Source organism: Pseudomonas sp. DW-iso3 (genome assembly GCF_058725305.1).
Map to the genome: position 1 here is coordinate 359,295 of NZ_JBZXDZ010000001.1, position 22,945 is coordinate 382,239.

The window sequence follows — 22,945 nt, forward strand, 5'->3', positions numbered from 1 at the left end:
ATGGGTCACAGGTACTTGACTTCGATCGTGGTGGAGCCGTCGATCAGCACTTCATTGCTCAGGTCCAGGCTGTTGGCGGCGGCGATCTGGGTGTCGACCAACAGGTCGACGATCACGTTTTTGAGCGGGATCGGCTTACGGTTTTGCCCCGTCGAACCGTCGCCGAACGCCGCCAGGTACTGGCTCTGCCACATCACATCGTCGATGGGGCGCCAGCTCACGCCGTCCAATGACTCGATGGGCTCGGCGGCGACGTTGTCGGCCACCGGGCTCCTGAGGGAAATCCAGAACGTGCCGATTTTTTGCAGGTTGTTGATCAAGCCCAGGCCGTAACCGTAGCTGCTGGTCGACGACCCGGCGCGGTTGTCGGTGGTGCGCAGCGCAAACAGGGTCTGGGCTTCGCAGTCGACGTTGAATTGCAGCCGGGCGGTGGGCAGGTTGGTCGCCGTGGTGAGGTTCAGGTCTTTGGCCGAGAGCTTGCCGTGATCCACCAGGCCATTGCCCGACAACGTCGGTGTGCAGGCACTCGGGGTAATCACGCCAACGACCGCCAGTTCCACGGTGCTGGCGGCAAACGTCATGCCGCTGCAGACAAGGGCGACGGCGGCGGTGAGGGCGGCTAAGGGCTTTTTCATGTGATCGAGCTTCCAGTGCAAAGCTGATTGCCGAGGGGTCAAGGGAGGACGCGTCGGCAACGAGGTGGCGAACGCCTGGAGTGGCCGGTCGCGTCCCGCTTAGGGGATGCCGGGCAATTTATCGGGGGGAAGGCGTCTGGCAAATACAACAAATACGACAATGAACGGGTATCGCACACGCCCAATCGACTTGTCGGAACTCGTTTTAGTGTGTGTAGGAAATTTAAGGATTTCGTAGTTGTTGTATCGCTTCAGCGCGCTCATTCAACTAGCGTTCCGGCCGATAGTTTTTCCACAGCACATTCGAACAGGTCTGAGCGTCAGCGCTTGAACCGCGGCCCCTCCGTCGGTGGATGGTTTGCCAGCCGTTGAGGTTGCCGATTCCGGCGCCGCGCGCTTTTTGAAGTTGAGGTAGTCATGTCTTCAGACCCTATCCCAGGCGACCAAGCAGGGGATGACCGGGTCGCGCAGCCCCCGTCGACCGTGCATTGGCGTGAGCTCAAGGTGTTGTTGGTGGACGATCACCCCGCGTACTGCCTGCTGATGGGCGCCATGTTCGAGCGGCTGGGGCTGGCTTTTGAAGTGTGCGCACATGGCCAGGCCGCGTTGGCGTTTCTGGACGTGACCTGTGTCGACCTGATTTTCAGCGACTGCCAAATGCCGGTGATGGACGGCTTTGCCATGACGCGCGAACTGCGCCGCCGCGAACAGCGCGCCGGAACGCAGGGCGTGCCGGTCATCGCGTTCACCGGCAAGCTGGGCGCGCATGAAATCCAGCAGTGCCAGGCCGCCGGCATGGATGCCTGGCTGGACAAACCGGTGACTTTCCAACAACTGCGCCAGGTGCTCGGCGACTGGCTGCCCGGCCCACGTATCAGCGAGGCGGTGCAGCCGATGGTGGCGGTCGAAGGGCGCTGGCCGAGTCGCGCACGGCTGGGTCAACTGTTCGGATGCCCGGAGGCGTTGCCCGGCATCCTGGCGAGCCTGGTGTACGAAGCCGAGATCGATCTGCATGCGCTGGCACAAGCCACCGACGGCCTGCACGCGCAGGCAACGGTCGAGCACCTGCACCGCTTGATCGGCAGCGTGGCATTCTTCGGTGCCACACCGCTGGAAAAGCGCGGTCACCTGTTGATCGAAGCGATCAACCGCGACGGCGTGGCCATGCACCTTCCGCGCTTGCTCGCATTGCGCAGTGACTTGATCGGGTATTTGAACTATTTGTCGGCGTTAGGAAATGGATGACAGCTCATGCTGATGCGTGTTGTAGGTCTTCGGAGTGGGGTATTTCCTTTTTTTCTGTAGGGCAAAATCCTGTTTCCAGGGATTGCTGGGCTATCTGCCATTACTGCTTTCAGGGGCGGTTGTTGCTGATCCGATCCGGGAGTATTTTGCGCGGATTCAAGTTGCCATCATGGTGGTGCTCATGCTTCGCGTAATTATTGCTGACGATCATCCCATTGTGCGTATCGGGCAGAAAGTGGTGATAGAAGCCAATGGCCGATGCAAAGTCGTTGCCGAGGCCGACGGTCCGGATCAGTTGCTGGCGCTGGTGGACAGCACGCCGTGCGACATCCTGGTCACGGACTTTGCCATGCCGGGTAACCAGCAAGCCGACGGTTATAGCTTGCTGGGCCTGATGCAGCGCCGGCATCCGGACTTGCCGGTGATTCTGGTAACCATGTTTGCCAGTGTCGCCACCTTGCGCGAATCGTTTGCCCAGGGGGCCCGGGCGGTCCTGGCCAAAAGCGCGTCGGCCCGTGAACTGCCGCTGGCGATTGCCGCCGTCAGTGAAGGGCGCACCTTCGTCAGCGAATGTTTGCGTGCGCAACTGGCGGAGGCCGGGACGGGCAACCAGCAAGCCGTGCCGCAGTTGTCCTGCAAGGAGCGCGAAGTGGTGCGCATGCTCGCCAGCGGTATGACCGTCAGCCAGATCGCGGCGCGGGTCAACCGCAGCATTTCGACCATCAGCAAGCAGAAAAGCACGGCGATGAACCGGCTGTGCATTTCTACCGATGTGGATCTGTTCGCCTACGCCCGCAGCAGCGGCATGGTGCCCTGAGCCCGGCGCGGCAAGCCGCCCATTTGCGCGGCGAATGTTGCTAGCCTTGGCGCTGCCGGCGGCTTATCGTGCGGCTATCTTTTCGACGCCAGCGGACCCTGCCCATGAGTGATGCCCATAACGCCCTGATCACCGAGTTCTACAGCGCCTTCCAGCGCCTGGACGCCGAAGCCATGGCCGCCTGCTACACCGACGACGTGGTGTTCAGCGACCCGGCCTTTGGCGAGCTGCGTGGCCGCGATGCCGGGGATATGTGGCGCATGCTCACCACCCGCGCCAAGGACTTCTCCCTGACCTTCGACCATGTGCGCAGCGATGACAGCACCGGCAGTGCGCATTGGGTCGCGACGTACCTGTTCAGCGCCACCGGCAATACGGTGGTCAACGACATCGGTGCGCGGTTCGTGTTTCGCGATGGCAAAATCTGCGAGCACCACGACCACTTCGATCTGTGGCGTTGGTCGCGCCAGGCCCTGGGCTTGAAAGGCCTGCTGCTGGGCTGGTCGCCTGCGCTGAAAAACGCCGTGCGCGCCCAGGCGCTCAAAGGGTTGAAGGCATTCCAGGCCGGTCGTTGATAAGATTAGCGTTCCTCTGGTTTGCAGACATCGCCCGTGACTGATCCTTCCGCACCCAAACCCTGGTTCGTCTACCTGGTGCGCGCCGCCAATGGTTCCCTGTATTGCGGCATCAGCAATGACCCGGTGCGCCGCTTTGCCTCGCACCAGAGCGGCAAGGGCGCCCGGTTCTTTTTGTCGAGCCCTGCCGTGGCGTTGGTGTACACCGAGCAATGCGCATCCAAGGGCGAAGCGCTGCGCCAGGAACGCCTGATCAAGAAGTTGAAGAAGAGCGCCAAGGAGTGCCTGGCGGCCAGTGGCTCATTGATTTGACTGATGGGTTCCCATCGCCCCGTTTCCTGTGGTTGCAGGCTAAGCTAGCGGTTCATTTCTAGCGCGGAGCCTGGCATGTCTGAGTTAATCCTCCACCATTACCCGCAGTCCCCCTTTGCTGAAAAAGCCCGCCTGCTTCTGGGTTTCAAGGGATTGTCCTGGCACTCGGTGCATATCTCGCCCGTCATGCCCAAGCCTGACCTGACAGCCCTCACCGGCGGTTATCGCAAGACCCCGGTGTTGCAGGTCGGCGCAGATATCTACTGTGACACCGCCTTGATTGCCCGTCGCCTGGAGCAGGAAAAGTCTGCGCCGGCACTGTTCCCCCAAGGCCTGGAACTGGTCACTCAAGGCTTCGCGGCCTGGGCGGACTCGGTGGTGTTTTCCCATGCTGTGGCGCTGGTGTTCCAGCCGGAATCCCTGGCGGTGAAATTTGCCAAGGTGCCGCCGGAAATGATCCAGGTGTTGGTGGCGGATCGCAGCAAGCTGTTCAGCGGCGGCACCGCAACCCGTGTGCAATTGGACCAGGCCAAGCACCAGTGGCCGACGATCATCCATCGCATCCATCAGCAGTTGCAGCACCCGGCGGGGGATTTCCTGTTCGGCGAGCCGTCGATTGCCGACTTTGCCCTGGCCCACCCACTGTGGTTCCTCAAAGGCTCTTCAGTGACGTCGCCGTTGGTGGACGCCTATCCAGCCGTCGCTGCCTGGCTGGACCGTGTGCTCGGGTTCGGCCATGGCACCTCTATCCAGATGAGCGCCGAGCAAGCCTTGGAGGTATCGCGTAACGCTGCACCGGCTGTTTTGCCTGAAGAAGTGTTCGAGGACTTGAACGGCTTCAAGGCCGGCCAGCAGGTGACCATTTCCGCCACCGACTACGGCACCGACCCGGTCGCTGGGGAACTGCTGTTCGCCGGGCGCGAAGAGCTGATCCTGCGCCGTACGGACGAACGTGGCGGCACCGTGCATGTGCATTTCCCGCGCATGGGGTTTTGCATCCAGGCGCAATAAACAAAAAAGTTGCAAATAAAAGTGAGGTAAATCCACGGCCCATCCGTGTAGTGCTTGAAACTGCGATCTATTCGCATTAACAGCGTTTTCTACACGGGTTCTCACAGCATGAAGTCGACGGCGGGCGGTTGGGTTAAACAGTGGCTGGGAGCCTCGGTATTGGCGGTATCGGGGCTGGCGCTGCTGCCCTTGAGTGTGGCGCAGGCGCAGGAGCAGCAAAGCGCCCGGTTCAACTTCGCCCTGACGGCCAAGCCGCTGCCCCAGGCCTTGAGCGATTTCAGCCGCGTCACCGGCATCAGCGTGATCTACACCGATGAAGCGCCCTACGGCCTCAGTGCCCCGGCGGTCAACGGGCAAATGAGCGCGACCCAAGCCCTGCAACGGCTGCTGAGCAACACCGGCTTCACCTTCCGTCAGATCGATGCCCGCACCCTGGCGCTTGAGCCGGTGCCGACGGAGGGCGCGGTCAACCTCGGCGCAACCACCATCAGCGGTGTCGGCCAGCAAGTCGAGGACAGCACCAGCTACCAGCCACCGCCCACCAGTTCGGTGATGCGCTCCCACGCGCTGCTGCTGGAAACCCCGCAAACCGTCAACGTGGTGCCTGCCCAAGTACTGCGTGACCAGACCCCGCGTAATCTGGATGACGCCCTCGCCAACATCAGCGGCATCACCCAGGCCAATACCTTGGCCAGCACCCAGGACGCCGTGATGCTGCGGGGCTTCGGCGACAACCGTAACGGTTCGATCATGCGCGACGGCATGCCCATCGTGCAGGGGCGCGCGCTGAATGCTACGGCCGAGCGCGTCGAAGTGCTCAAGGGCCCGTCGTCGCTGCTGTACGGTATTCAGGACCCGGGCGGCGTGGTGAACATCGTCAGCAAAAAGCCGGAGCTGATGCGCTCCACTGCCCTGACCGTGCGCGGCTCTACCTTTGGTGACGGCAAGAACGGCAGCGGCGGCAGCCTCGACACCACCGGCCCGATTGGCGACAGCGGCTTGGCCTACCGGCTGATCGTCGACCATGAAGACGAAGATTACTGGCGCAACTTCGGCACTCACCGTGAGAGCCTGATCGCGCCGTCCCTGGCCTGGTACGGTGACAGCACCCAATTGCTGTTTGCCTACGAACACCGCGAATTTCTCACGCCGTTCGACCGTGGCACCGCCATCGATCCCAAGACCAATCACCCGCTGGACATCCCAGCCACACGCCGTCTGGATGAACCTTTCAACAACATGGAAGGCCGTTCCGACCTGTACCGCTTCGAAGCCGATCATGACCTGAACGATGATTGGAAAGCCCATTTCGGCTACAGCTGGAACCGCGAGACCTACGACGCCAGTCAAGTGCGTGTGAGTGCGGTGAACGCCAACGGCACGCTGACCCGCAAGATGGACGGCACCCAGGGCGCGATCACTACGGACCGCTTCGCCACGGCGAGTCTGGAAGGCAAAGTCAATGTGTTCGGCCTGCAAAACGATGTGGTGTTCGGCCTGGATGACGAGTACCGCAAGATCTACCGCGCCGACCTGATCCGCCAGAGTTCGCGCGCCACCAGCTTCAACTACAACAATCCGGTGTACGGCAACGAAGTGGCGGGCACGACCGTCAGCCCCGCCGACAGTGCCCAGACCGACCTGCTGCGCAGCGATTCGTTGTTCTTCCAGGACGCCATCCACCTGAACGAACAGTGGATTTTTGTCGCCGGCGCGCGCTACCAGATGTATGACCAATACGCCGGCAAAGGCGTACCGTTCAAGGCCAACACCAACGGCAACGGCCAGGCCTGGGTGCCGCGCGCGGGCCTGGTGTATCGCTACACCGATGAGTTGTCGTTCTACGGCAGCTACACCGAGTCGTTCAAACCCAATTCCACCATCGCCGCCTTGGCCGATGGCAGCACCTTGACCGGCGACCTCACGCCCGAGGAGTCCAAGTCCTGGGAACTGGGGGCCAAGCTCGACATTCCGGGACGCATCACCGCCAGCGCGGCGTTGTTCAATATCGACAAGCGCAACGTGCTCGTCTCTGTTGGCTCAGGCGCCAACACCGTCTACAGCATTGCCGGCCAGGTGCGTTCCCGTGGCCTGGAACTCGACGCTACCGGGCAGTTGACCGACAAGGTGAGCCTGATCGGCAGCTACGCTTACACCGATGCGCTGGACGTCAAGGACAAGGACCCGACCCTGGAAGGCAACCGTCTGCAAAACGTCGCCAAGCACACCGGCTCGTTGGCTGTCGCCTATGACTTCGGCAACATCTTTGGTGGCGACCAGTTGCGGGTGGGGACCGGTGCACGTTACGTCGGTGCACGCGCAGGCGATGCGGCCAACGATTTCACCTTGCCGGGGTATACCGTGGCGGATGCGTTCGCCACCTACGACACCAAGATCGATGGGCAGAAGGTCAAGTTCCAGCTCAACGTGAAGAACATGTTCGACCGCGTCTACTACACCTCGGCGGCCAGCCGCTTGTTTGTGTCCATGGGCGATGCACGGCAGGTGTCGGTGTCCAGCACCCTGGAGTTCTAAGGGGGTTGTGGTAGCGTTGCCGCCATTGATGTCTTGGCGGAAACGATACTGATGCATTTTGGACGATGGCTACATCTGCTGTGCTTGAGCTTTTTGCTGGGTGGTTGCGCGAGTGTTTCACCGACTTCCACCCCGGCAACCCTGGAGCAACTCCTGGCTGACCCGGCCCTCAACGGCGCCACTGTTTCCCTGATGGTGCGTGATGCCCGTAGCGGTAGCACGCTCTATCAACACAACTCGCGTACACGGTTGATCCCCGCGTCCAATCTCAAATTGCTCACCACCGCAGCGGCGATGGATGTGCTGGGGCCGCAGTACCGTTTTTCTACCCAATTGCTGAGTAATGGCACGCTGCAAGGCGAGCGCCTCACCGGTAACCTATACCTCAAGGGCCTGGGTGATCCGACCACGCAGTTCGCTGATTACCAGGCATTGGCGGCACAGCTTGCAGCCCAAGGCGTGCGTCAGGTCCAGGGCGACCTGGTTTTCGACGATACCTTTTTCGACGCCGAGCGCCTGGGTGTGGACTGGGCTCACGACGATGAAAGTACCTATTACGGTGCGCAGATTTCAGCGTTGACCGTATCGCCGAACACGGATTTTGATGCGGGGACGTTGCTGGTCACGGCGAAGGCCCCTAGCGGGGTTGGCCAACCGGTCAGCGTGGTGGTGAGCCCGTCTACCGACTACGTGCAACTGAGCAACCGTGCTGTCAGCGGCCCCGGCAACAACTACGGCATCACCCGCCAGCATGGCACCAATCTGTTGCAGCTCACCGGCACGCTGGCGCCGGGCAAGCAAAGTCGACAGTGGGTGAGTGTGTGGGAGCCGACGCAACTGGTGGCCAATCTGTTTGAGCAGGCGTTGGCGCAGCAGGGCATTCAGGTGCTGGGGCGGCGTGTGATCGGTGGCGCAAGCCCGGTCACGGCCAGGGTGCTGGCCGAGCATCAATCGGCGCCGCTGCAGGCACTGCTCACACCGCTGCTCAAACTGTCGAATAACAACATGTCCGAAGCCTTCCTCAAGGCCATGGGCCGCAAGGCGTCCAATGCAGGGACGGCGCAGGCCGGTGTCGCGGCAGTGGCAGACTTTATGCGGCGCCAAGGTTTGGACCCGATGACGCTGAGCCAGGTCGATGGTTCGGGCTTGTCGCGGCGCAATCTGGTGTCGTCGCAAAACCTCACCGATCTGCTGCTGGCGACGGCCAAACAACCCTGGTTCGAGGCCTGGTACAACGCCTTGCCGATCGCCGGTAACACCGATCGCATAAGCGGCGGCAGCCTGCGTTATCGACTGCGCGGGACGCCGGCCGAAAATAACCTGCATGCCAAGACCGGCTCCATGGCCGGCGTGTCATCGTTGAGCGGCTACATCACCGACGCCCAGGGCCGGCGCCTGGTGTTTTCTATTATCAGCAACAACTACCTGAGTACCGCCGCACCGATCCGCGCCCTGGAAAACCGCGTGGCGCTGGCCCTGGTCCAGTGGCACGACTAGTTCAGGGCTGATAGCCCATGCGCCAACTCACGGCCCGGGTCGCCGCCAGCAAGTGCTGCGCCGCCGGGCCATCTTCGTCGGCATGGAACAACGAGGTGGGGCCAACGACGGTCATCACCGCCGCCACTTGGCCGATGGCGTTGAACACCGGCGCCGACAGGGCATCGACGCCGGGCATCAACAGACCGTGCACGAAGTGCAGACCACGGCTGCGGATCTGCTCGCAGGTGGTGGCGTAGGCCTGGTCATCCGCCAGGGCATGAGCGATGCCGGCCTGGATTTCCCGCTCACGCAGCTCCACGGTTTCCCGCGACGGCAGGTAAGCGCTGAACACCAGCCCGGTGGACGAGCTGAGCAGCGGCAGCACCGAGCCCAATTGCGTGACCACTGTTACCGCGCGCACCGCCGGCTCAATCTGCACGACGGTGGCGCCCTGGTTGCCCCACACGGCTAAAAAGCAGGTTTCATTCAGTTCATCGCGCAGCTCCGCCAGGGGCATCGCGCCGACTTTCAACACATCCATGCTGCCCAGCGCCGCCAAGCCCACGCGCAACGCTTCACGGCCCAGGCCGTAGTGGTTGGTGGCGGTGTTCTGTTCGGCAAAACCCGAGGCGATCAGCGCCTGTAAATAGCGGTGCACCTTGCTCGCCGGCATCTGCACGTGCTCGGCCAGGCGTGACAGCGAAGTGGCCGGCGACAGTTCGGCCAGAGCCTTGAGGATATCGGTGCCGACTTCGGCCGAGCGGACTTTCTGTTTACCGGTGTCGCGGGGCTTTTCCATGGAAGGGCGAGAATCCGAGAGATGAATGGGCGTCTTTATAGCTTGACGGTCGATGGTGATCAAATTACGTTATGCGTAACTGGATTACGATAAAAACAACTTCCGTGTAGAGGACGATCCATGAACCTCGAATACCTGTCGGGCTTCGGCAATGAATTCGCCAGCGAAGCCTTGCCCGGCGCGCTGCCGATCGGCCAGAACTCCCCGCAAAAAGCGCCCTACGGGCTGTACACCGAACTGTTCTCTGGCACTGCGTTCACCATGGTGCGCAGTGAAGCCCGGCGGACCTGGCTGTACCGCATTCAGCCGTCGGCCAATCACCCTGCATTCATCAAGCTTGAGCGGCAACTGGCCGGGGGGCCGTTGGGGGCGGTAACGCCTAATCGCTTGCGCTGGAACCCGTTGGATATGCCGAGCGAACCGACGGACTTCATCGATGGGCTTGTAGGAATGGTCGCCAATTCAGGGGCAGAAAAGCCCTCAGGCATCAGCATCTACACCTACCGCGCCAACCGTTCCATGGAGCGTGTGTTCTTCAACGCTGATGGCGAGTTGTTGATTGTGCCGGAGCTGGGTCGCCTGCGTATTGCTACCGAGCTTGGCGTGCTGGAGGTGGAGCCGCTGGAAATCGTCGTGTTGCCTCGTGGCCTGAAATTCCGCGTCGAGTTGCTGGATACGCAAGCGCGCGGTTACGTCGCCGAGAACCATGGTGCGCCGCTGCGTCTGCCGGACCTGGGCCCTATCGGCAGCAATGGCCTGGCCAATCCACGCGACTTCCTGACGCCGGTTGCCCACTACGAAGATGTGAAAAAACCAACAACGCTGGTGCAGAAATTCCTCGGCGAACTCTGGGCCTGTGAGCTGGACCATTCGCCACTCAACGTGGTCGCCTGGCACGGCAACAACGTGCCGTACAAATACGATCTGCGCCGCTTCAACACCCTTGGCACCGTGAGCTTTGACCACCCGGATCCGTCCATCTTCACTGTGTTGACCTCACCTACCAGCACCCACGGCCTGGCCAACCTCGACTTCGTGATCTTCCCGCCACGTTGGATGGTGGCTGAGAACACCTTCCGTCCGCCGTGGTTCCACCGCAACCTGATGAACGAATACATGGGCCTGATCCAGGGGGCCTACGACGCCAAGGCCGAAGGCTTCCTGCCCGGTGGCGCGTCGCTGCACAGCTGTATGAGCGCCCACGGCCCGGACGGCGAGACCTGCACCAAGGCCATCAACGTGGACCTGGCGCCGCACAAGATCGATAACACCATGGCCTTCATGTTTGAGACCAGCCAAGTGCTGCGTCCCACCCAGTTCGCCCTGGACTGCCCGCAACTGCAAAACACTTACGACGCGTGCTGGGCCTCGCTGCCCGCCACCTTCAACCCGAACCGGAGATAACCCATGACTCAGCCTACACTTACCCGCAGCTGGGTGGCCTCCGCCAATGGTCACACCGATTTTCCCCTGCAAAACCTGCCGTTGGGCGTGTTCAGCGTCAACGGTTCGACCCCGCGTGCTGGCGTGGCGATCGGCGACTCGATCCTGGATCTGCAAGCCGCCATCGATGAGTTTGACGGTGAAGCCCGCCGTGCGGTCGAAGCGACCGCGGGTGGCCAACTGAACGCGTTTTTTGCACTGGGCCGCGGCCCGCGCGTGGCCTTGCGCGAGCGTCTGTTGGAGTTGCTGGCCGAAGGCAGCACGTTGCACACCCGTGAAGCGCAGGTGCTGCATCGCGCTGCCGATTGCCAGATGCACGTTCCGGCGCGGATCAATGACTACACCGACTTCTACGTCGGCATCGAGCACGCGCAAAACGTCGGCAAACTCTTCCGCCCCGACAATCCTCTGCTGCCCAACTACAAGTACGTGCCGATTGGATACCACGGCCGTGCTTCGACTATTCGCACCTCGGGCACCGATGTACGCCGCCCCAAAGGCCAAACCCTGCCGGCCGGCCAGAGCGAGCCGACCTTCGGCCCGTGCGCACGCCTTGATTACGAATTGGAGCTGGGCATCTGGATCGGCCAGGGCAATGAGATGGGTGATTCGATTGCCATTGGCGATGCGGCCGATCACATCGCCGGTTTCTGTTTGCTCAATGACTGGTCGGCACGGGATATCCAGGCCTGGGAATACCAGCCGTTGGGGCCGTTCCTGTCGAAAAGCTTTATCACCACTATCTCGCCTTGGGTGGTGACGGCCGAAGCCCTGGAACCGTTCCGCAAAGCGCAGCCGGCGCGCCCTGAAGGCGACCCGCAGCCGCTGTCGTATCTGCTGGATAAACGTGACCAGGCCGCAGGTGCGCTGGATATCGAGCTGGAAGTACTGCTCACCACCGCCGCCATGCGCGAGCAGAACCTGCCGGCCCATCGCCTGGCCCTGAGCAACAGCCTGCACATGTACTGGACTGTCGCGCAATTGGTGGCGCACCACAGCGTCAACGGTTGCCAATTGCAGGCGGGCGATCTGTTTGGTTCGGGCACCTTGTCCGGCCCGCAAGCCGGCCAGTTCGGCAGCCTGCTGGAAATGACCGAAGGCGGTAAAAAGCCGGTCGAATTACCGTCCGGTGAGGTGCGCAAGTTCCTCGAAGACGGTGATGAAATCATCCTGCGTGCGCGCTGCAACCGTGAAGGCTTCGCCTCCATCGGCTTCGGCGAATGCCGCGGCACCGTGATCGCGGCACGCTAGGAGGGCAGGGCGATGGAACTCTACACCTACTACCGTTCCACCTCGTCGTATCGGGTGCGCATCGCCCTGGCGCTCAAGGGCCTGGACTTCACCGCCGTGCCGGTCAACCTGCTGGTGCCGGCGGGCGGTGCCCATCGCCAGCCCGAGTACCTGGCGATCAACCCGCAAGGTCGTGTCCCGGCCTTGCGTACCGAGGAGGGCGAACTGTTGATTCAGTCGCCGGCGATCATCGAGTACCTCGACGAACGTTATCCACAGGCGCCGCTGCTCTCCAGGGACCTGGCGACCCGCGCTCATGAGCGTGCGGTGGCCTCGATCATCGGCTGCGATATCCATCCGCTGCATAACTCCAGCACCCAGAATCTGCTGCGCCAATGGGGGCATGACGAGGCGCAACTGTTGGAGTGGATCGGGCATTGGATCAGCCAGGGCTTGGGCGCGGTGGAACAGTTGATCGGCGACCAAGGGTTTTGCTTCGGCGAGCAGCCGGGGTTGGCCGATACGTTCCTGATCCCGCAACTGTATGCGGCCGAGCGCTTCAAGGTGCCGTTGGCCAGTTACCCGCGCATTGGACGGGTGGCGGCGTTGGCGGCCCAGCACCCGGCATTTGTGCGGGCACACCCCGCCAATCAGCCGGATACACCCGCTGCCTGATTCCTGCTGTTCCATAAAAATAAAAAACAGGTACTTGCGATGCACAATCAGCTTGCCAGCTTTCGCGCGGCACTCGACGCCCGTCCGGTGTCGCGCTATCAGTGGTTGATTCTCCTGTTGCTGGCGCTGCTGCTGGTGACCGACGGCTATGACGCCCAAGTGCTGGGTTACGTGGTGCCGGCGCTGGCCCAGGACTGGGGGCTGGAAAAGGCTGCATTTGGCCCGGTCTTCAGCGCCAACCTGCTGGGGCTTACCTTGGGGTCGTTGCTGGTGACGCCGCTGGCGGATCGGTTCGGCGTGCGGCGCATCCTGCTCGGCTGTGTGCTGATCTACGCCAGCCTCACCGTGTTGATGGTGTTCGCCAACTCGCTGACCACACTGATGGCCGCCCGGTTTATCTGCGGCATCGGTATGGGGGGCGCGATGCCGAGTGCGATGGCGTTGATGTCGGAATACTCGCCGCCGCGCCTGCGTACCTTGATGGTGACCCTGGCGGCGTGTGGCTTCTCGTTCGGCGGTGCGGCGGGCGGGTTTGTGGCGGCGGGGTTTATCGAAGGCTTTGGGTGGCAGGCGGTGTTTCTGGCGGGTGGCGTGACGCCATTGCTGTTGTTCCCGTTTCTGGTATGGCTGCTGCCGGAATCATTGCCGCGTTTGCTGCGTGATGCACCACCCTATGCACGGTTGCAGAACGTGACGTCACGCATGCTGCCGGGCTGGCAACCGCCGCTGGCGACCGAGGCCGAAAACCAACAGGAGCAGGGCAGCAAACTGACGGTGGTGGAACTGTTCCGCAATGGCTACGCACGTCCGACGCTGCTGATCTGGTCGACGTTTTTTGTCAGCCTGATCCTGCTGTATTTCATGATCAGTTGGCTTCCGTCGTTACTGCTGGAGAGTGGGTTGGCGTTGAAAGAGGCCAACCTGGTGACCTCGATGTTCCTGTTCGCCGGTACTTTGGGTGCCATCGCCATGGCCTGGTTCGCCGACCGCTTGAAACGCAAAGTGCGGCTGTTGTCCGGCGTACTGGCCGCCGCAGCGGTGTGCACGCTTCTGCTCGGCCTGAACCATGACAACCCGCGCTACTTGGTGGCCTGTGTCGTTGCGGCCGGTTTTTGCATCATCGGTGGTCAACTGACCCTCAATGCCTTCGCCAGTAACTTCTACCCCGCTCATGTACGTGCCACCGGTACGGGGTGGGCGCTGGGAGTGGGGCGTTTTGGTTCAATCCTGGGGCCGTTGTTTGGCAGCCTGTTGCTGGCAATGCATATCCCGGTGCAGCAGATTTTCTTTTTCTGCGCGATCCCGGCGGTGATCGCGGCTCTGTTGATCATTCAGGTGCGTTCGCCCGAAGCTGAAGGTTCGAAGAGCCCGTTGGCTGGGGATACCCTCAAGGCGCCACAGGCCTAATGCACCACTGAATTGGGCGGCAGGTGCCCCAGGCGCTCGGTCAGGCGCAGGCGCTGGATCGGGTCTTCGCTGAGCATCAGCGCATGTTCCAGGTCGAAGCGTTCGGCGTTGGGGCAGTCGAGGCGCTGATACAGGCTCGCCCGTGCCAGGTAATCGGCGGCGCTGGCATTGCCCAGTTCCAGCACGCGTTCGGCGTCGATCAGGGCCTGGAGTGGAATGTCGTTGGAAAGGTGCAGTTGTCGCAGGTTGCGTGACAACCGTTGCAGGATCGAACGTGGATCGGCGGTGTGCAGGTGATCGGCCTGCAGCTTGAGGTTGGGGCCGTATTGGCGCTGCAACAGGTCGCGGCAATCGTTGGGGTACAACCGCCGACCGCCGCAGGGATCCAGCAGGTGATCGGCGCCGGGTACCCGCAGCAGGAAATGGCCGGGGAAATTCACGCCGACCATGGGGATTTCCAGGCGGCGCGCCAGCTCAAGGGCGATCAGGCCCATAGCCAGGGGTTGCCCGCGTTTGCGCTGCAAGACCTTGTCCAGCAGGGCGGCGGCGGGGCGCAAAGGGGTGAATTCATCCTGGGCAAATCCCAGGTCATTCAGGCGTCGCAACAGCGGCTGGCCGAGTTCATCCGCCGGCAACAGGGGCATGCCCTGGCTCACCTGTTGTTGCAGCAAGGTCAGTTCCTGCAGGGTCTGCGAGGGTTGTACGGTCGGGTCATGCTCGGCAGCAATCCACAACGCCGCTTCAAACAGCGCAGGTGGGGAGCGTTCCAGGCAGGCGAAAAAGGCTTTGCGGGGATTCATTGCATTCTCCGGCGTATGCCCCCGTTTTAGCCTTGCTGGGAATTTTCGTCCAGTGGCTTAAAGAATATCCTGCTCGCTTATGTCGCAAGTCCTGCGAAAACGGGCGTCTTATTCCAGCGTGGTCCGGCAGTTTTCTGCCGCAAGCCTATACTTGGCCCACTACCAGAAGTGATTCGGGAGCTTGACGATGTTTGCTCTCATGCACAGCACCCGCCTTGAATCGCTGCACTTGAGCGTCGACCCGGTCACCGGGCTGAAGGCGGTCATCGCCATCCATAGCAGTCGCCTGGGCCCGGCCCTGGGTGGCTGTCGCTATCTTTCCTACCCCGACGACGAAAGTGCCGTGGCCGATGCCGCGCGCCTGGCCCAAGGCATGAGCTACAAGGCGGCCCTGGCCGGTTTGCCGGTAGGCGGTGGCACCGCCGTGATCCTGCGCCCTGGCCACGTGGAAAATCGCGCGGCCCTGTTTGAAGCCTTCGGCCGTTGCATCGAGCAACTCGACGGCCGCTACATCACCGCCACCGACAGCGGCACCTCGGTGGCCGACATGGATTGCATCGCCCAACAAACCCGCTACGTCACCAGCACCACTGCCGCAGGCGATCCTTCGCCCTATGCGGCAATGGGCGTGTTCGCCGGCATCCGCACCACCGCCATGGCGCGCCTTGGCAGCGACAACCTCGAAGGCCTGCGCGTGGCGGTTCAGGGGCTGGGCAATGTCGGTTACGCCCTGGCTGAACAGCTGCACGCCGCCGGCGCGGAACTGCTGGTGAGCGACATCGATCATGGCAAGGTGCAACTGGCCATGGAGCAGTTGGGCGCGCACCCCATCGCCAACGACGCGTTGCTGAGCACGCCGTGCGATATCCTCGCGCCCTGCGGCCTGGGCGCCGTGCTCAACCGTCAGAGCGTTGGCCAGTTGCGCTGCGCCGCCGTGGCCGGTTCCGCCAGTGCGCAACTGACCAACCTGCAAGTGGCCGACCAACTGGAAGGCCGCGGCATCCTCTACGCCCCCGACTACGTGATCAACTCCGGCGGCCTGATCTACGTCGCGCTCAAGCACAGCGGAGCGGAACTGCCAACGATTACCGCGCACCTGTCCAATATCGGCACGCGCCTCACCGAGATCTTCGCTCACGCCCAGGCGGAAAAACGCTCACCCGCACGGGTGGCGGATGAGCTGGCCGAGCGTTTGCTGTACCGCTGATACACCGGTCAGAGTTGATACTTCTCACGCACCAGTGAGCCGACCCCCATGCGATCCAGAATGTGCATCGGACACAGGAGCGTGACGCGGACGGTCCCCGGTAGCCGACTGATTTCAATCGAGCCGTTAAGCGTTGCGCGGTTGCGCACCTCATCCATCGACAGGCCCGTGACGGCCGCTGCGCGCTCCAGGCCGTTTTCCGTCGCTAAGTTGAGGTCGGCGCCACTGCCGATAAACGTAATGGGTCCGTTGTCTTCTATCTCGAACTGCCCCCAGCGCTCGCCCAATGCCTTGACATGCAACCGTTGCTCGGCAGTCATCGGACGAGCCATGGGCGGCAGGTCATCAAGGTTCTGCAGCAGGATCGGGCCGTCGAGTGCCAACCCCTTGATCACATGGGCGGTCAGTTCGGTTTCACCCGATACATCGGTGGCATGCCCGGCAATTTCGCCGTTGCCTTGCTGGGCGTGCATATCGCCCATGTAAACCCCGGCGCCGGGGACTCTCACCGGGCAAATCAGCACGCAACCTTCACGTACCGAGTTGGTGTCCATGTGCCCGTCGGTTTTCGCGGCATGCAGTTGGTCATGGGTCATGCCGTAGCGATGGGGCGCGCCGACCAGGTACTGGCCGAAGTCGGCACAGTTGTGGGAATCCGGCAGATCCCGTGAAGGCGTGGTGCCAATATTGCCCAGGAACGGCCGCATGTGCGCGGCAAGGCCGGGGATATCGGCGCGGGCCAGGGACAGAATCGAATGCTGGGCGGACATCTCCGGCAACGCCGCCATATCCGGTGCCTGGCCGGCGAGGCGGTCGGCTACCAACTGGTTCACGGTCAGGCTCAGCTGATGCTCGGCATCGAACACGATGACGTAGCCATGGCTGAAACGAAATGCGCTGACCTCCGCCCCGCAGGCGTTGCAACGAATGGCGTCGGCGCCGATGCCGTCGACATGGCTGGCGGGATGCTCCTGGCCACAGTTGGAACAGAACTTGGCGACAAAGGGATCGCCATGATAACGCCCCTCAACAAAACGCATGACACCTGACGAAGTGGCCAGAGACGTCACGCGCATGCGTTTGATCTTCAGGGCCACGGCGTCACCAACCTCTGCGCCGGCGATGAATACGGGTTGAGTCACCTCATGACCACCCTCAAATGCGGGCGTGATCATTGGGCCCCAACACCCCGGCGGAGTACCGGTGATAAGCGTGCCGCCATCGGCGAGCGGGCCGAGCATCTTCTGGCTGGGGCCGATGAGGCCATTGGTGTAGGTGTTGACGATCAGGCGATCAACCGGTGCTGAGTGGTGCATTTTTATTCTCCGGGTCCTATGTGATTGAACCTTCGGTCACGGCTTATTGATCAGGGAAGGTTCAGGCAGGCCCAGTAGACCGGTGTTTTGTATCCCGAATATGTCGCGCGGGTGCGCTAATACACAGTGGTACATAACGATGGGAGAGGAGGGTTTGTAACTGCAAAAATCCTGATAGGGTTCTGTGGGCTGGCGCTTTGAGGTGCTTGCTCAGCTATCGTTTTCCTACTTGCTGCGGAGAATATTCATGTCCAATCAAGCAACAGCCCATTCCGTAACGTTCAAGCGTCCGGACGGCGCCGAGGTCAATGGCTATCTGGCCAGCCCGGCTGTGCTGGAAGAGGCGCCGGCCATCGTATTGATTCAAGAGTGGTGGGGGCTGAACGAGCAGATCAAGGGCGTGGCCATCCGCCTGGCCGAGTGCGGTTACCGGGTGCTGGTGCCGGACCTTTATCGCGGCGCCTCGACCGTGGAAGAGGAAGAAGCCCATCACCTGATGGACAGCCTGGATTTTGGCGATGCGGTATCCCAGGACATCAAGGGTGCGGTGCGCTACCTGCAGGCCGACTCGCAAAAAGTGGGCGTGACCGGCTACTGCATGGGCGGGGCGTTGACGCTGTTGGCGCTCAATGCAATTCCGGAGCTGGCTGCGGGTGTGGTCTGGTATGGCTTCCCACCGCTTGAATATCTGGATGCGGCAAAAATCAAAGCACCGCTGATTGGCCATTGGGGCACACAGGATGCTTTTTTCAACATCGAAACCGTCGCGGAGCTGGAGTCAACGCTGCACGCGGCAGGTGTGGACGCGACCTTCTACCGTTACCTGGCGCGCCATGCCTTTGCCAACGAAACAGCGATCGGCAACGGCCGTATCCCCGACACGCAATACGACGCCGCATGGTCGCAACTGGCGTGGGACCGCACGTTGACCTTCTTCGGTAAAACCCTGTGGCAGGCGTAAGGCGCAAATAGCCTTCGGTAAAACGATGAGTTGCCGGTCTGCCTGAACCTGTTGGTTCACCCTGAATCAACGGAGGCGGGCCGGCCTCCTTACTCTGCCTCTGGCTGCCCGATCTCGGCCAGGGCGCTGGCGTTGTTCTTGAACGCTGCTGCAAAGGCGGCGCGGTTCTTGGCCATGAAAATACCGGCGTCTTCTGCCTGCTTTTCAGTCAAGCCTTCCACGTTTTTCAACAGGACTTCCATCAGGGACTCTGCCAGTTCGAGCATCTGGTCGTGTGCGTCGGCAAGTTTGCGGTCCACGAATGTAGTCTCCAAGTCGCGGGTACTGCGATACAGGGTTTCAACAGCCATTTTTTGGCCTCGTCATCAGGGTGCAGTAGTGAAGGGGAGTAGCCCTTGTGTTCGGGTGTCGCTAGAGTGCTGTATTTATATACAGTAAAAAGAGTAAGCCAAACCCTCGGGTTTGGGTAGCAGTTTTTTAATGTAGCCCGTAAATACAGGTTTGGAGTGCCTCATGTCACCCCGCCATCATCTTATACCTGCCCCTGGCCTTTTTTCTGCATGCAGAACAACTGTCACGTCTAACCCGCATTATCCGGTCGAGTCGACCTAAGGAAGCATCATCGTGAAGATCAATTGGGCCGAAAGGCTGCGCCAGCAAGTACACGGGCTGGCCGAGTCACTGGGCAATCTGTTTGTCGAGTCGTTTCACTACCTGGCGCTGTTCGCCATTGGTGCGGTGACGGCCTGGGCGGCGGTGATGGAGTTTCTGGGGATGCTGGAGAACGGGCACATCAAGATCGATGACATCTTGTTGCTGTTCATCTACCTGGAACTGGGCGCTATGGTCGGGATTTATTTCAAGACCAACCACATGCCGGTGCGCTTCCTGATCTACGTGGCGATCACCGCGCTGACGCGTCTGCTGATCTCCAACGTGTCTCACCACAACCCACCTGATGTGGGAATCATCTACTTGTGCGGTGGGATTCTGCTGTTGGCGTTTGCGATTCTGGTCGTGCGTTACGCGTCGTCAGCCTTCCCATCGGTGAAGGTCGAAGGCCCGCGTCGCAAGGGCGAGGCGAGCCTGGAGACCGAGAAGGGCGAGCTTTAAAGCCCGACGCTGAACGGCAGGGCGCGGGTCGGCGGTCGCTGTAGGACTTTGTGATCGCCATCCGTCATCATCGCCAGGATCTCCATGGCGCTGTGGCCCTGTTCGATGGCGATGCCGAACTGGATGCTTTGCACCAGGCGTTTTAGCCGCTTTGGGTCATTGCGCTGTTCGGCGCTGATCATGCGCTTGGCCACCACGCCTTGTTCGTTGGAGAGGGTCAGCATGATGCTGCCGTCCAAGCGTTGGATGCTCAGGTTGACGCGATATTCGGGAGTGAATGTGTCGGTGATGATCTGAAAAGGATTGTCCATGGTGCGTACCGCCTAATAAGAACATGCAGTCATTGACGACCGGTGTCGGGATTAGTTCGCGTCTCCTGACCATCGGCCAAATTCCGTTTCCCTCATAAGCTGTACAGCAAGGGCCGTGCCGTATAGAGATCTTTCAGGCGGTAAGGGGCCAATGTGGGAGCGGGTTTGCTCGCGAATGCGGTCCTTCAGCCGAGTATTCATTAGCTGATACACCGCATTCGCGAGCAAGCCCGCTCCCACATTTGTTCGGTATTGTCGTTTCGGTCAGTGATCTGTTTCAGGGCAGGACGGAAAAAACGATCGCAGACAGCGCAATCAATCCAATCACCACCACAAATACGTTGGAGACCTGGCCCGAGTACTTGCGCAGCGATGGCACGCGGCGAATCGCGTACATCGGCATCAGGAACAACAGGCACGCGATGATCGGCCCGCCCATGGTTTCAATCATGCGCAGGATGCTCGGGTTGAAGGTGGCGACGGCCCAGCAGGTCAGCACCATGAACAGCGCGGTGCAACGCTCCAGCCATTTGGCCGACATCGAGCGATTGCGCCCCCGTAGGGATTTGACGATCAAGCCCTGGAAACCTTCGCTGGCGCCTATGTAGTGGCCGAGAAAGGATTTAGTAATGGCCACCAGCGCGATCAGCGGTGCGGCGTAGGCGATCACTGGCGTCTGGAAGTGGTTGGCGAGGTAAGACAGGATCGAGATGTTCTGGGCCTTGGCGGCTGCCAGGTCGGCCGGCGACAGTGCCAGTACGCAGCTGAAGCAGAAGAACATCACGGTCAGCACCATCATGCCGTGGGCCGTGGCCAGGATGCCGCTGCTTTTGCGCTCGGCCTGCGCGCCGTACACGCGTTTCTGGTCGACGGCGAACGCGGAGATGATCGGCGAGTGGTTGAAGGAAAATACCATCACCGGAATTGCCAGCCACAGGGTCTTGAAGAACAGCGGCATGGGCATGCCATCACCGGCGGAGGCGAAGAATGCGCCGTTCCAGTTGGGAATCAGGCTGAACGCAAGCAACAGCAGGGACGCGACGAACGGGTACACCAACACGCTCATGGCCTTGACGATCACGCCCTGGCCGCAGCGCACGATGGCCATCAGGCCAAGAATCAGCACCAGCGACAGAATCGCCCGAGGCGGTGGGGTCATGTGCAGTTGGTGTTCCATGAAGCTGCCCAGGGTGTTGGTCAGCGCCACGCTGTACACCAGCAGGATCGGGAAAATGGCGAAGAAATACAGCAGGGTGATCAGCTTGCCCGCACCGACGCCAAAGTGCTCTTCGACCACTTCGGTGATGTCGCCGGATTTGCCCGACAACACAAAGCGCGTCAGCCCACGGTGGGCGAAGAAGGTCATCGGGAAGGCCAGCAGTGCCAGCACGATCAGCGGCCAGAAGCCGCCGACGCCGGCGTTGATCGGCAGGAACAGGGTACCGGCACCGATGGCGGTGCCGTAGAGGCCCAGCATCCAGGTGGTGTCGTATTGGGTCCAGCCGGTGGTCACGGTTGTTGTGGCAGCGGGATTTTCAGCAGCAGGTGTACGTACATCGGTCATCGGTATTGCCTCGTTATTATTTTTGCGCGGGCTCACGTTGGGGCGGGTAGAGGTGCTCCGATCAGCACTCCACCCAGCTGACCGCCAGGCCGCCCCGTGAAGTTTCTTTGTATTTGTCATGCATATCGGCGCCGGTATCACGCATGGTGCGGATCACCCGGTCGAGAGAAATGAAGTGTTTGCCGTCACCGCGCAGGGCCATTTGCGTGGCGTTGATTGCCTTGACCGCCGCGATGGCATTGCGCTCGATGCAGGGCACTTGCACCAGGCCGCCGACCGGGTCGCAGGTGAGGCCGAGGTTGTGCTCCAGGCCGATTTCGGCGGCGTTTTCCAGTTGCTCGGGGGTGGCGCCGAGGACATCGGCCAAGCCGGCCGCGGCCATGGCGCAGGCAGAGCCCACCTCGCCCTGGCAGCCGACTTCGGCGCCGGAGATCGAGGCGTTTTTCTTGCAGAGGATGCCGACAGCAGCGGCAGCCAGGAAGAAATTCACCACGTCGTCGTCGGACACCTCGGCGTTGAACTTCATGTAGTAATGCAGCACAGCGGGGATGATGCCCGCAGCACCATTGGTCGGTGCGGTGACCATGCGCCCACCGGCGGCGTTTTCTTCGTTGACGGCGAGGGCGAACAGGTTGACCCACTCCATGGCCGACAAGGTCGAGGTGATGACATTCGGCTTGCCGATTTCCAGCAGGCTGCGGTGCAGTTTCGCCGCGCGACGGGGCACGTCCAGGCCTCCCGGCAAGATGCCTTCATCGCGCAGGCCCTGTTCCACGCATTCACGCATTACCGACCAGATATGCAGCAAGCCACTGCGAATGTCGGCGTCGCTGCGCCAGGCGCGTTCGTTGGCCATCATCAGCTCGGAAACCCGCAAGCCGTGCTTGTTGCACAACGCCAGCAGTTCCACGGCGCTGGAAAAGTCGTAGGGCAATTGCACATCGCTGGTCGGCGCAATGCCCGAGGCCGCTTCCGCCGCTTCGATGATGAAACCGCCGCCCACCGAGTAATAGGTTTGCTCGCTCAGCAGGCCGTTTTCGCCGTAGGCGTGCAGGGACATGGCGTTGGGGTGGTAGGGCAGGCTTTCGTCCAGTAGTCGGAGATCCTGTTGCCAGTTGAAGGCAATGTCCTGCAGGCCAGCGAGCAAGAGTCGGCCGGATTCGCGCAGTTGCTGGATGCGTGCATTGATCGAGGTGGGGTCGACCCGGTCCGGCCATTCGCCCATCAGGCCCATCACGCAGGCACGGTCGGTGGCATGGCCGACACCGGTAGCGGACAGTGAGCCATACAGGCGCACTTCCACACGACGAGTCTGGCTCAGTAATTGTTGATCGATCAGGGCCTGGGCAAAGGTTGCCGCCGCCCGCATCGGGCCGACAGTGTGGGAGCTGGAAGGGCCGATGCCCACTTTGAATAGATCGAAAACACTGATAGCCATGCTAAAGCCTTACAAGCAATGGAGTAGGAATCGCTGCCATGTTTTGTAGAGCGAGCGGAATTGGCGTGATAC

22 protein-coding genes are annotated in these 22,945 nt (G+C 61.4%); 14 read left to right on the top strand and 8 right to left on the bottom strand.

What is annotated here, in order from left to right:
- Nucleotides 1-5 precede the first annotated feature (5 nt).
- A complete protein-coding gene (locus AC4PS7_RS01715) occupies nucleotides 6-635 on the bottom strand; it encodes a DUF1120 domain-containing protein (protein WP_010212935.1) in 630 nt (209 codons plus the stop codon).
- A gap of 417 nt (nucleotides 636-1,052) precedes the next feature.
- Between AC4PS7_RS01715 and AC4PS7_RS01720 the strand changes: the two genes are divergently transcribed.
- From AC4PS7_RS01720 to dacB, 7 genes are all read left to right on the top strand, one after another.
- Nucleotides 1,053-1,880 (top strand): response regulator, encoded by an 828-nt coding sequence (locus AC4PS7_RS01720; protein WP_010212934.1) that lies wholly within the window; start codon nucleotides 1,053-1,055, stop codon nucleotides 1,878-1,880.
- A gap of 181 nt (nucleotides 1,881-2,061) precedes the next feature.
- Nucleotides 2,062-2,697, top strand: coding sequence for a response regulator (locus AC4PS7_RS01725; protein WP_029529239.1), 636 nt, complete (start codon nucleotides 2,062-2,064; stop codon nucleotides 2,695-2,697).
- Between the two features lie 104 nt (nucleotides 2,698-2,801).
- Nucleotides 2,802-3,272: a nuclear transport factor 2 family protein gene (locus tag AC4PS7_RS01730; RefSeq protein WP_010212931.1), complete on the top strand. Its 471-nt coding sequence runs from the start codon at nucleotides 2,802-2,804 to the stop codon at nucleotides 3,270-3,272.
- A gap of 36 nt (nucleotides 3,273-3,308) precedes the next feature.
- Nucleotides 3,309-3,584 (top strand): GIY-YIG nuclease family protein, encoded by a 276-nt coding sequence (locus tag AC4PS7_RS01735; RefSeq protein ID WP_010212929.1) that lies wholly within the window; start codon nucleotides 3,309-3,311, stop codon nucleotides 3,582-3,584.
- Between the two features lie 75 nt (nucleotides 3,585-3,659).
- Nucleotides 3,660-4,595, top strand: coding sequence for a glutathione S-transferase family protein (locus tag AC4PS7_RS01740; protein ID WP_010212928.1), 936 nt, complete (start codon nucleotides 3,660-3,662; stop codon nucleotides 4,593-4,595).
- Between the two features lie 108 nt (nucleotides 4,596-4,703).
- The gene (locus tag AC4PS7_RS01745; protein WP_029529238.1) at nucleotides 4,704-7,130 is read left to right on the top strand and encodes a TonB-dependent siderophore receptor; all 2,427 of its coding nucleotides are present in this window, start codon (nucleotides 4,704-4,706) and stop codon (nucleotides 7,128-7,130) included.
- A 51-nt stretch (nucleotides 7,131-7,181) separates the two neighbouring features.
- Entirely contained in the window at nucleotides 7,182-8,627 is a 1,446-nt protein-coding gene (dacB, locus tag AC4PS7_RS01750) for a D-alanyl-D-alanine carboxypeptidase/D-alanyl-D-alanine endopeptidase (protein WP_042571690.1), read from the top strand.
- 1 nt (nucleotide 8,628) lies between these two features.
- Here the strand turns inward: dacB and AC4PS7_RS01755 are convergent, their stop codons facing one another.
- A complete protein-coding gene (locus AC4PS7_RS01755) occupies nucleotides 8,629-9,408 on the bottom strand; it encodes an IclR family transcriptional regulator (RefSeq protein WP_010212925.1) in 780 nt (259 codons plus the stop codon).
- 120 nt (nucleotides 9,409-9,528) lie between these two features.
- On the opposite strand from AC4PS7_RS01755, the gene hmgA reads away from it, so the two are divergent.
- From hmgA to AC4PS7_RS01775, 4 genes are read left to right on the top strand one after another with little or no spacing between them, the layout of a single operon-like run.
- Nucleotides 9,529-10,812 carry a homogentisate 1,2-dioxygenase gene (hmgA, locus tag AC4PS7_RS01760; RefSeq protein WP_044286672.1) on the top strand — a complete coding sequence of 428 codons (1,284 nt, stop codon included), beginning with the start codon at nucleotides 9,529-9,531 and terminating at the stop codon, nucleotides 10,810-10,812.
- A 3-nt stretch (nucleotides 10,813-10,815) separates the two neighbouring features.
- Nucleotides 10,816-12,102 carry a fumarylacetoacetase gene (gene fahA / locus AC4PS7_RS01765; protein ID WP_044286673.1) on the top strand — a complete coding sequence of 429 codons (1,287 nt, stop codon included), beginning with the start codon at nucleotides 10,816-10,818 and terminating at the stop codon, nucleotides 12,100-12,102.
- 12 nt (nucleotides 12,103-12,114) lie between these two features.
- Nucleotides 12,115-12,756, top strand: coding sequence for a maleylacetoacetate isomerase (maiA, locus tag AC4PS7_RS01770; protein ID WP_010212921.1), 642 nt, complete (start codon nucleotides 12,115-12,117; stop codon nucleotides 12,754-12,756).
- A gap of 39 nt (nucleotides 12,757-12,795) precedes the next feature.
- On the top strand, nucleotides 12,796-14,163 hold the full coding sequence (locus AC4PS7_RS01775) for an MFS transporter (protein ID WP_021491836.1): 1,368 nt from the start codon (nucleotides 12,796-12,798) through the stop codon (nucleotides 14,161-14,163).
- On the opposite strand, the gene AC4PS7_RS01780 is transcribed toward AC4PS7_RS01775, so the two are convergent.
- Nucleotides 14,160-14,963 carry a SirB1 family protein gene (locus tag AC4PS7_RS01780; protein ID WP_010212919.1) on the bottom strand — a complete coding sequence of 268 codons (804 nt, stop codon included), beginning with the start codon at nucleotides 14,961-14,963 and terminating at the stop codon, nucleotides 14,160-14,162. The two genes, AC4PS7_RS01775 and AC4PS7_RS01780, sit on opposite strands and share 4 nt — an antisense overlap.
- 187 nt (nucleotides 14,964-15,150) lie before the next feature.
- Here AC4PS7_RS01780 and AC4PS7_RS01785 point away from each other — a divergent pair, with 187 nt between their 5' ends.
- Nucleotides 15,151-16,170, top strand: a complete 1,020-nt coding sequence (locus tag AC4PS7_RS01785; RefSeq protein WP_045791286.1) for a Leu/Phe/Val dehydrogenase — start codon at nucleotides 15,151-15,153, stop codon at nucleotides 16,168-16,170.
- 8 nt (nucleotides 16,171-16,178) lie between these two features.
- Here AC4PS7_RS01785 and AC4PS7_RS01790 read toward each other — a convergent pair whose 3' ends face one another.
- Nucleotides 16,179-17,486: an acetamidase/formamidase family protein gene (locus AC4PS7_RS01790; protein WP_010212917.1), complete on the bottom strand. Its 1,308-nt coding sequence runs from the start codon at nucleotides 17,484-17,486 to the stop codon at nucleotides 16,179-16,181.
- Nucleotides 17,487-17,733: 247 nt separating this feature from the next.
- Here AC4PS7_RS01790 and AC4PS7_RS01795 point away from each other — a divergent pair, with 247 nt between their 5' ends.
- Nucleotides 17,734-18,447: a dienelactone hydrolase family protein gene (locus tag AC4PS7_RS01795; RefSeq protein WP_492179036.1), complete on the top strand. Its 714-nt coding sequence runs from the start codon at nucleotides 17,734-17,736 to the stop codon at nucleotides 18,445-18,447.
- A gap of 89 nt (nucleotides 18,448-18,536) precedes the next feature.
- Here AC4PS7_RS01795 and AC4PS7_RS01800 read toward each other — a convergent pair whose 3' ends face one another.
- Nucleotides 18,537-18,797, bottom strand: coding sequence for a YebG family protein (locus tag AC4PS7_RS01800; protein WP_010212914.1), 261 nt, complete (start codon nucleotides 18,795-18,797; stop codon nucleotides 18,537-18,539).
- A 274-nt stretch (nucleotides 18,798-19,071) separates the two neighbouring features.
- Here AC4PS7_RS01800 and AC4PS7_RS01805 point away from each other — a divergent pair, with 274 nt between their 5' ends.
- Nucleotides 19,072-19,560: a phosphate-starvation-inducible protein PsiE gene (locus AC4PS7_RS01805; protein ID WP_016978246.1), complete on the top strand. Its 489-nt coding sequence runs from the start codon at nucleotides 19,072-19,074 to the stop codon at nucleotides 19,558-19,560.
- Here AC4PS7_RS01805 and AC4PS7_RS01810 read toward each other — a convergent pair.
- From AC4PS7_RS01810 to AC4PS7_RS01820, 3 genes are all read right to left on the bottom strand, one after another.
- Nucleotides 19,557-19,871 (bottom strand): DUF3509 domain-containing protein, encoded by a 315-nt coding sequence (locus AC4PS7_RS01810; RefSeq protein WP_010212911.1) that lies wholly within the window; start codon nucleotides 19,869-19,871, stop codon nucleotides 19,557-19,559. The genes AC4PS7_RS01805 and AC4PS7_RS01810 overlap by 4 nt on opposite strands.
- A 277-nt stretch (nucleotides 19,872-20,148) precedes the next feature.
- Nucleotides 20,149-21,435 carry a serine/threonine transporter gene (locus AC4PS7_RS01815; RefSeq protein WP_010212910.1) on the bottom strand — a complete coding sequence of 429 codons (1,287 nt, stop codon included), beginning with the start codon at nucleotides 21,433-21,435 and terminating at the stop codon, nucleotides 20,149-20,151.
- A 61-nt stretch (nucleotides 21,436-21,496) separates the two neighbouring features.
- On the bottom strand, nucleotides 21,497-22,873 hold the full coding sequence (locus AC4PS7_RS01820) for an L-serine ammonia-lyase (RefSeq protein WP_492179037.1): 1,377 nt from the start codon (nucleotides 22,871-22,873) through the stop codon (nucleotides 21,497-21,499).
- Nucleotides 22,874-22,945: the final 72 nt, after the last annotated feature.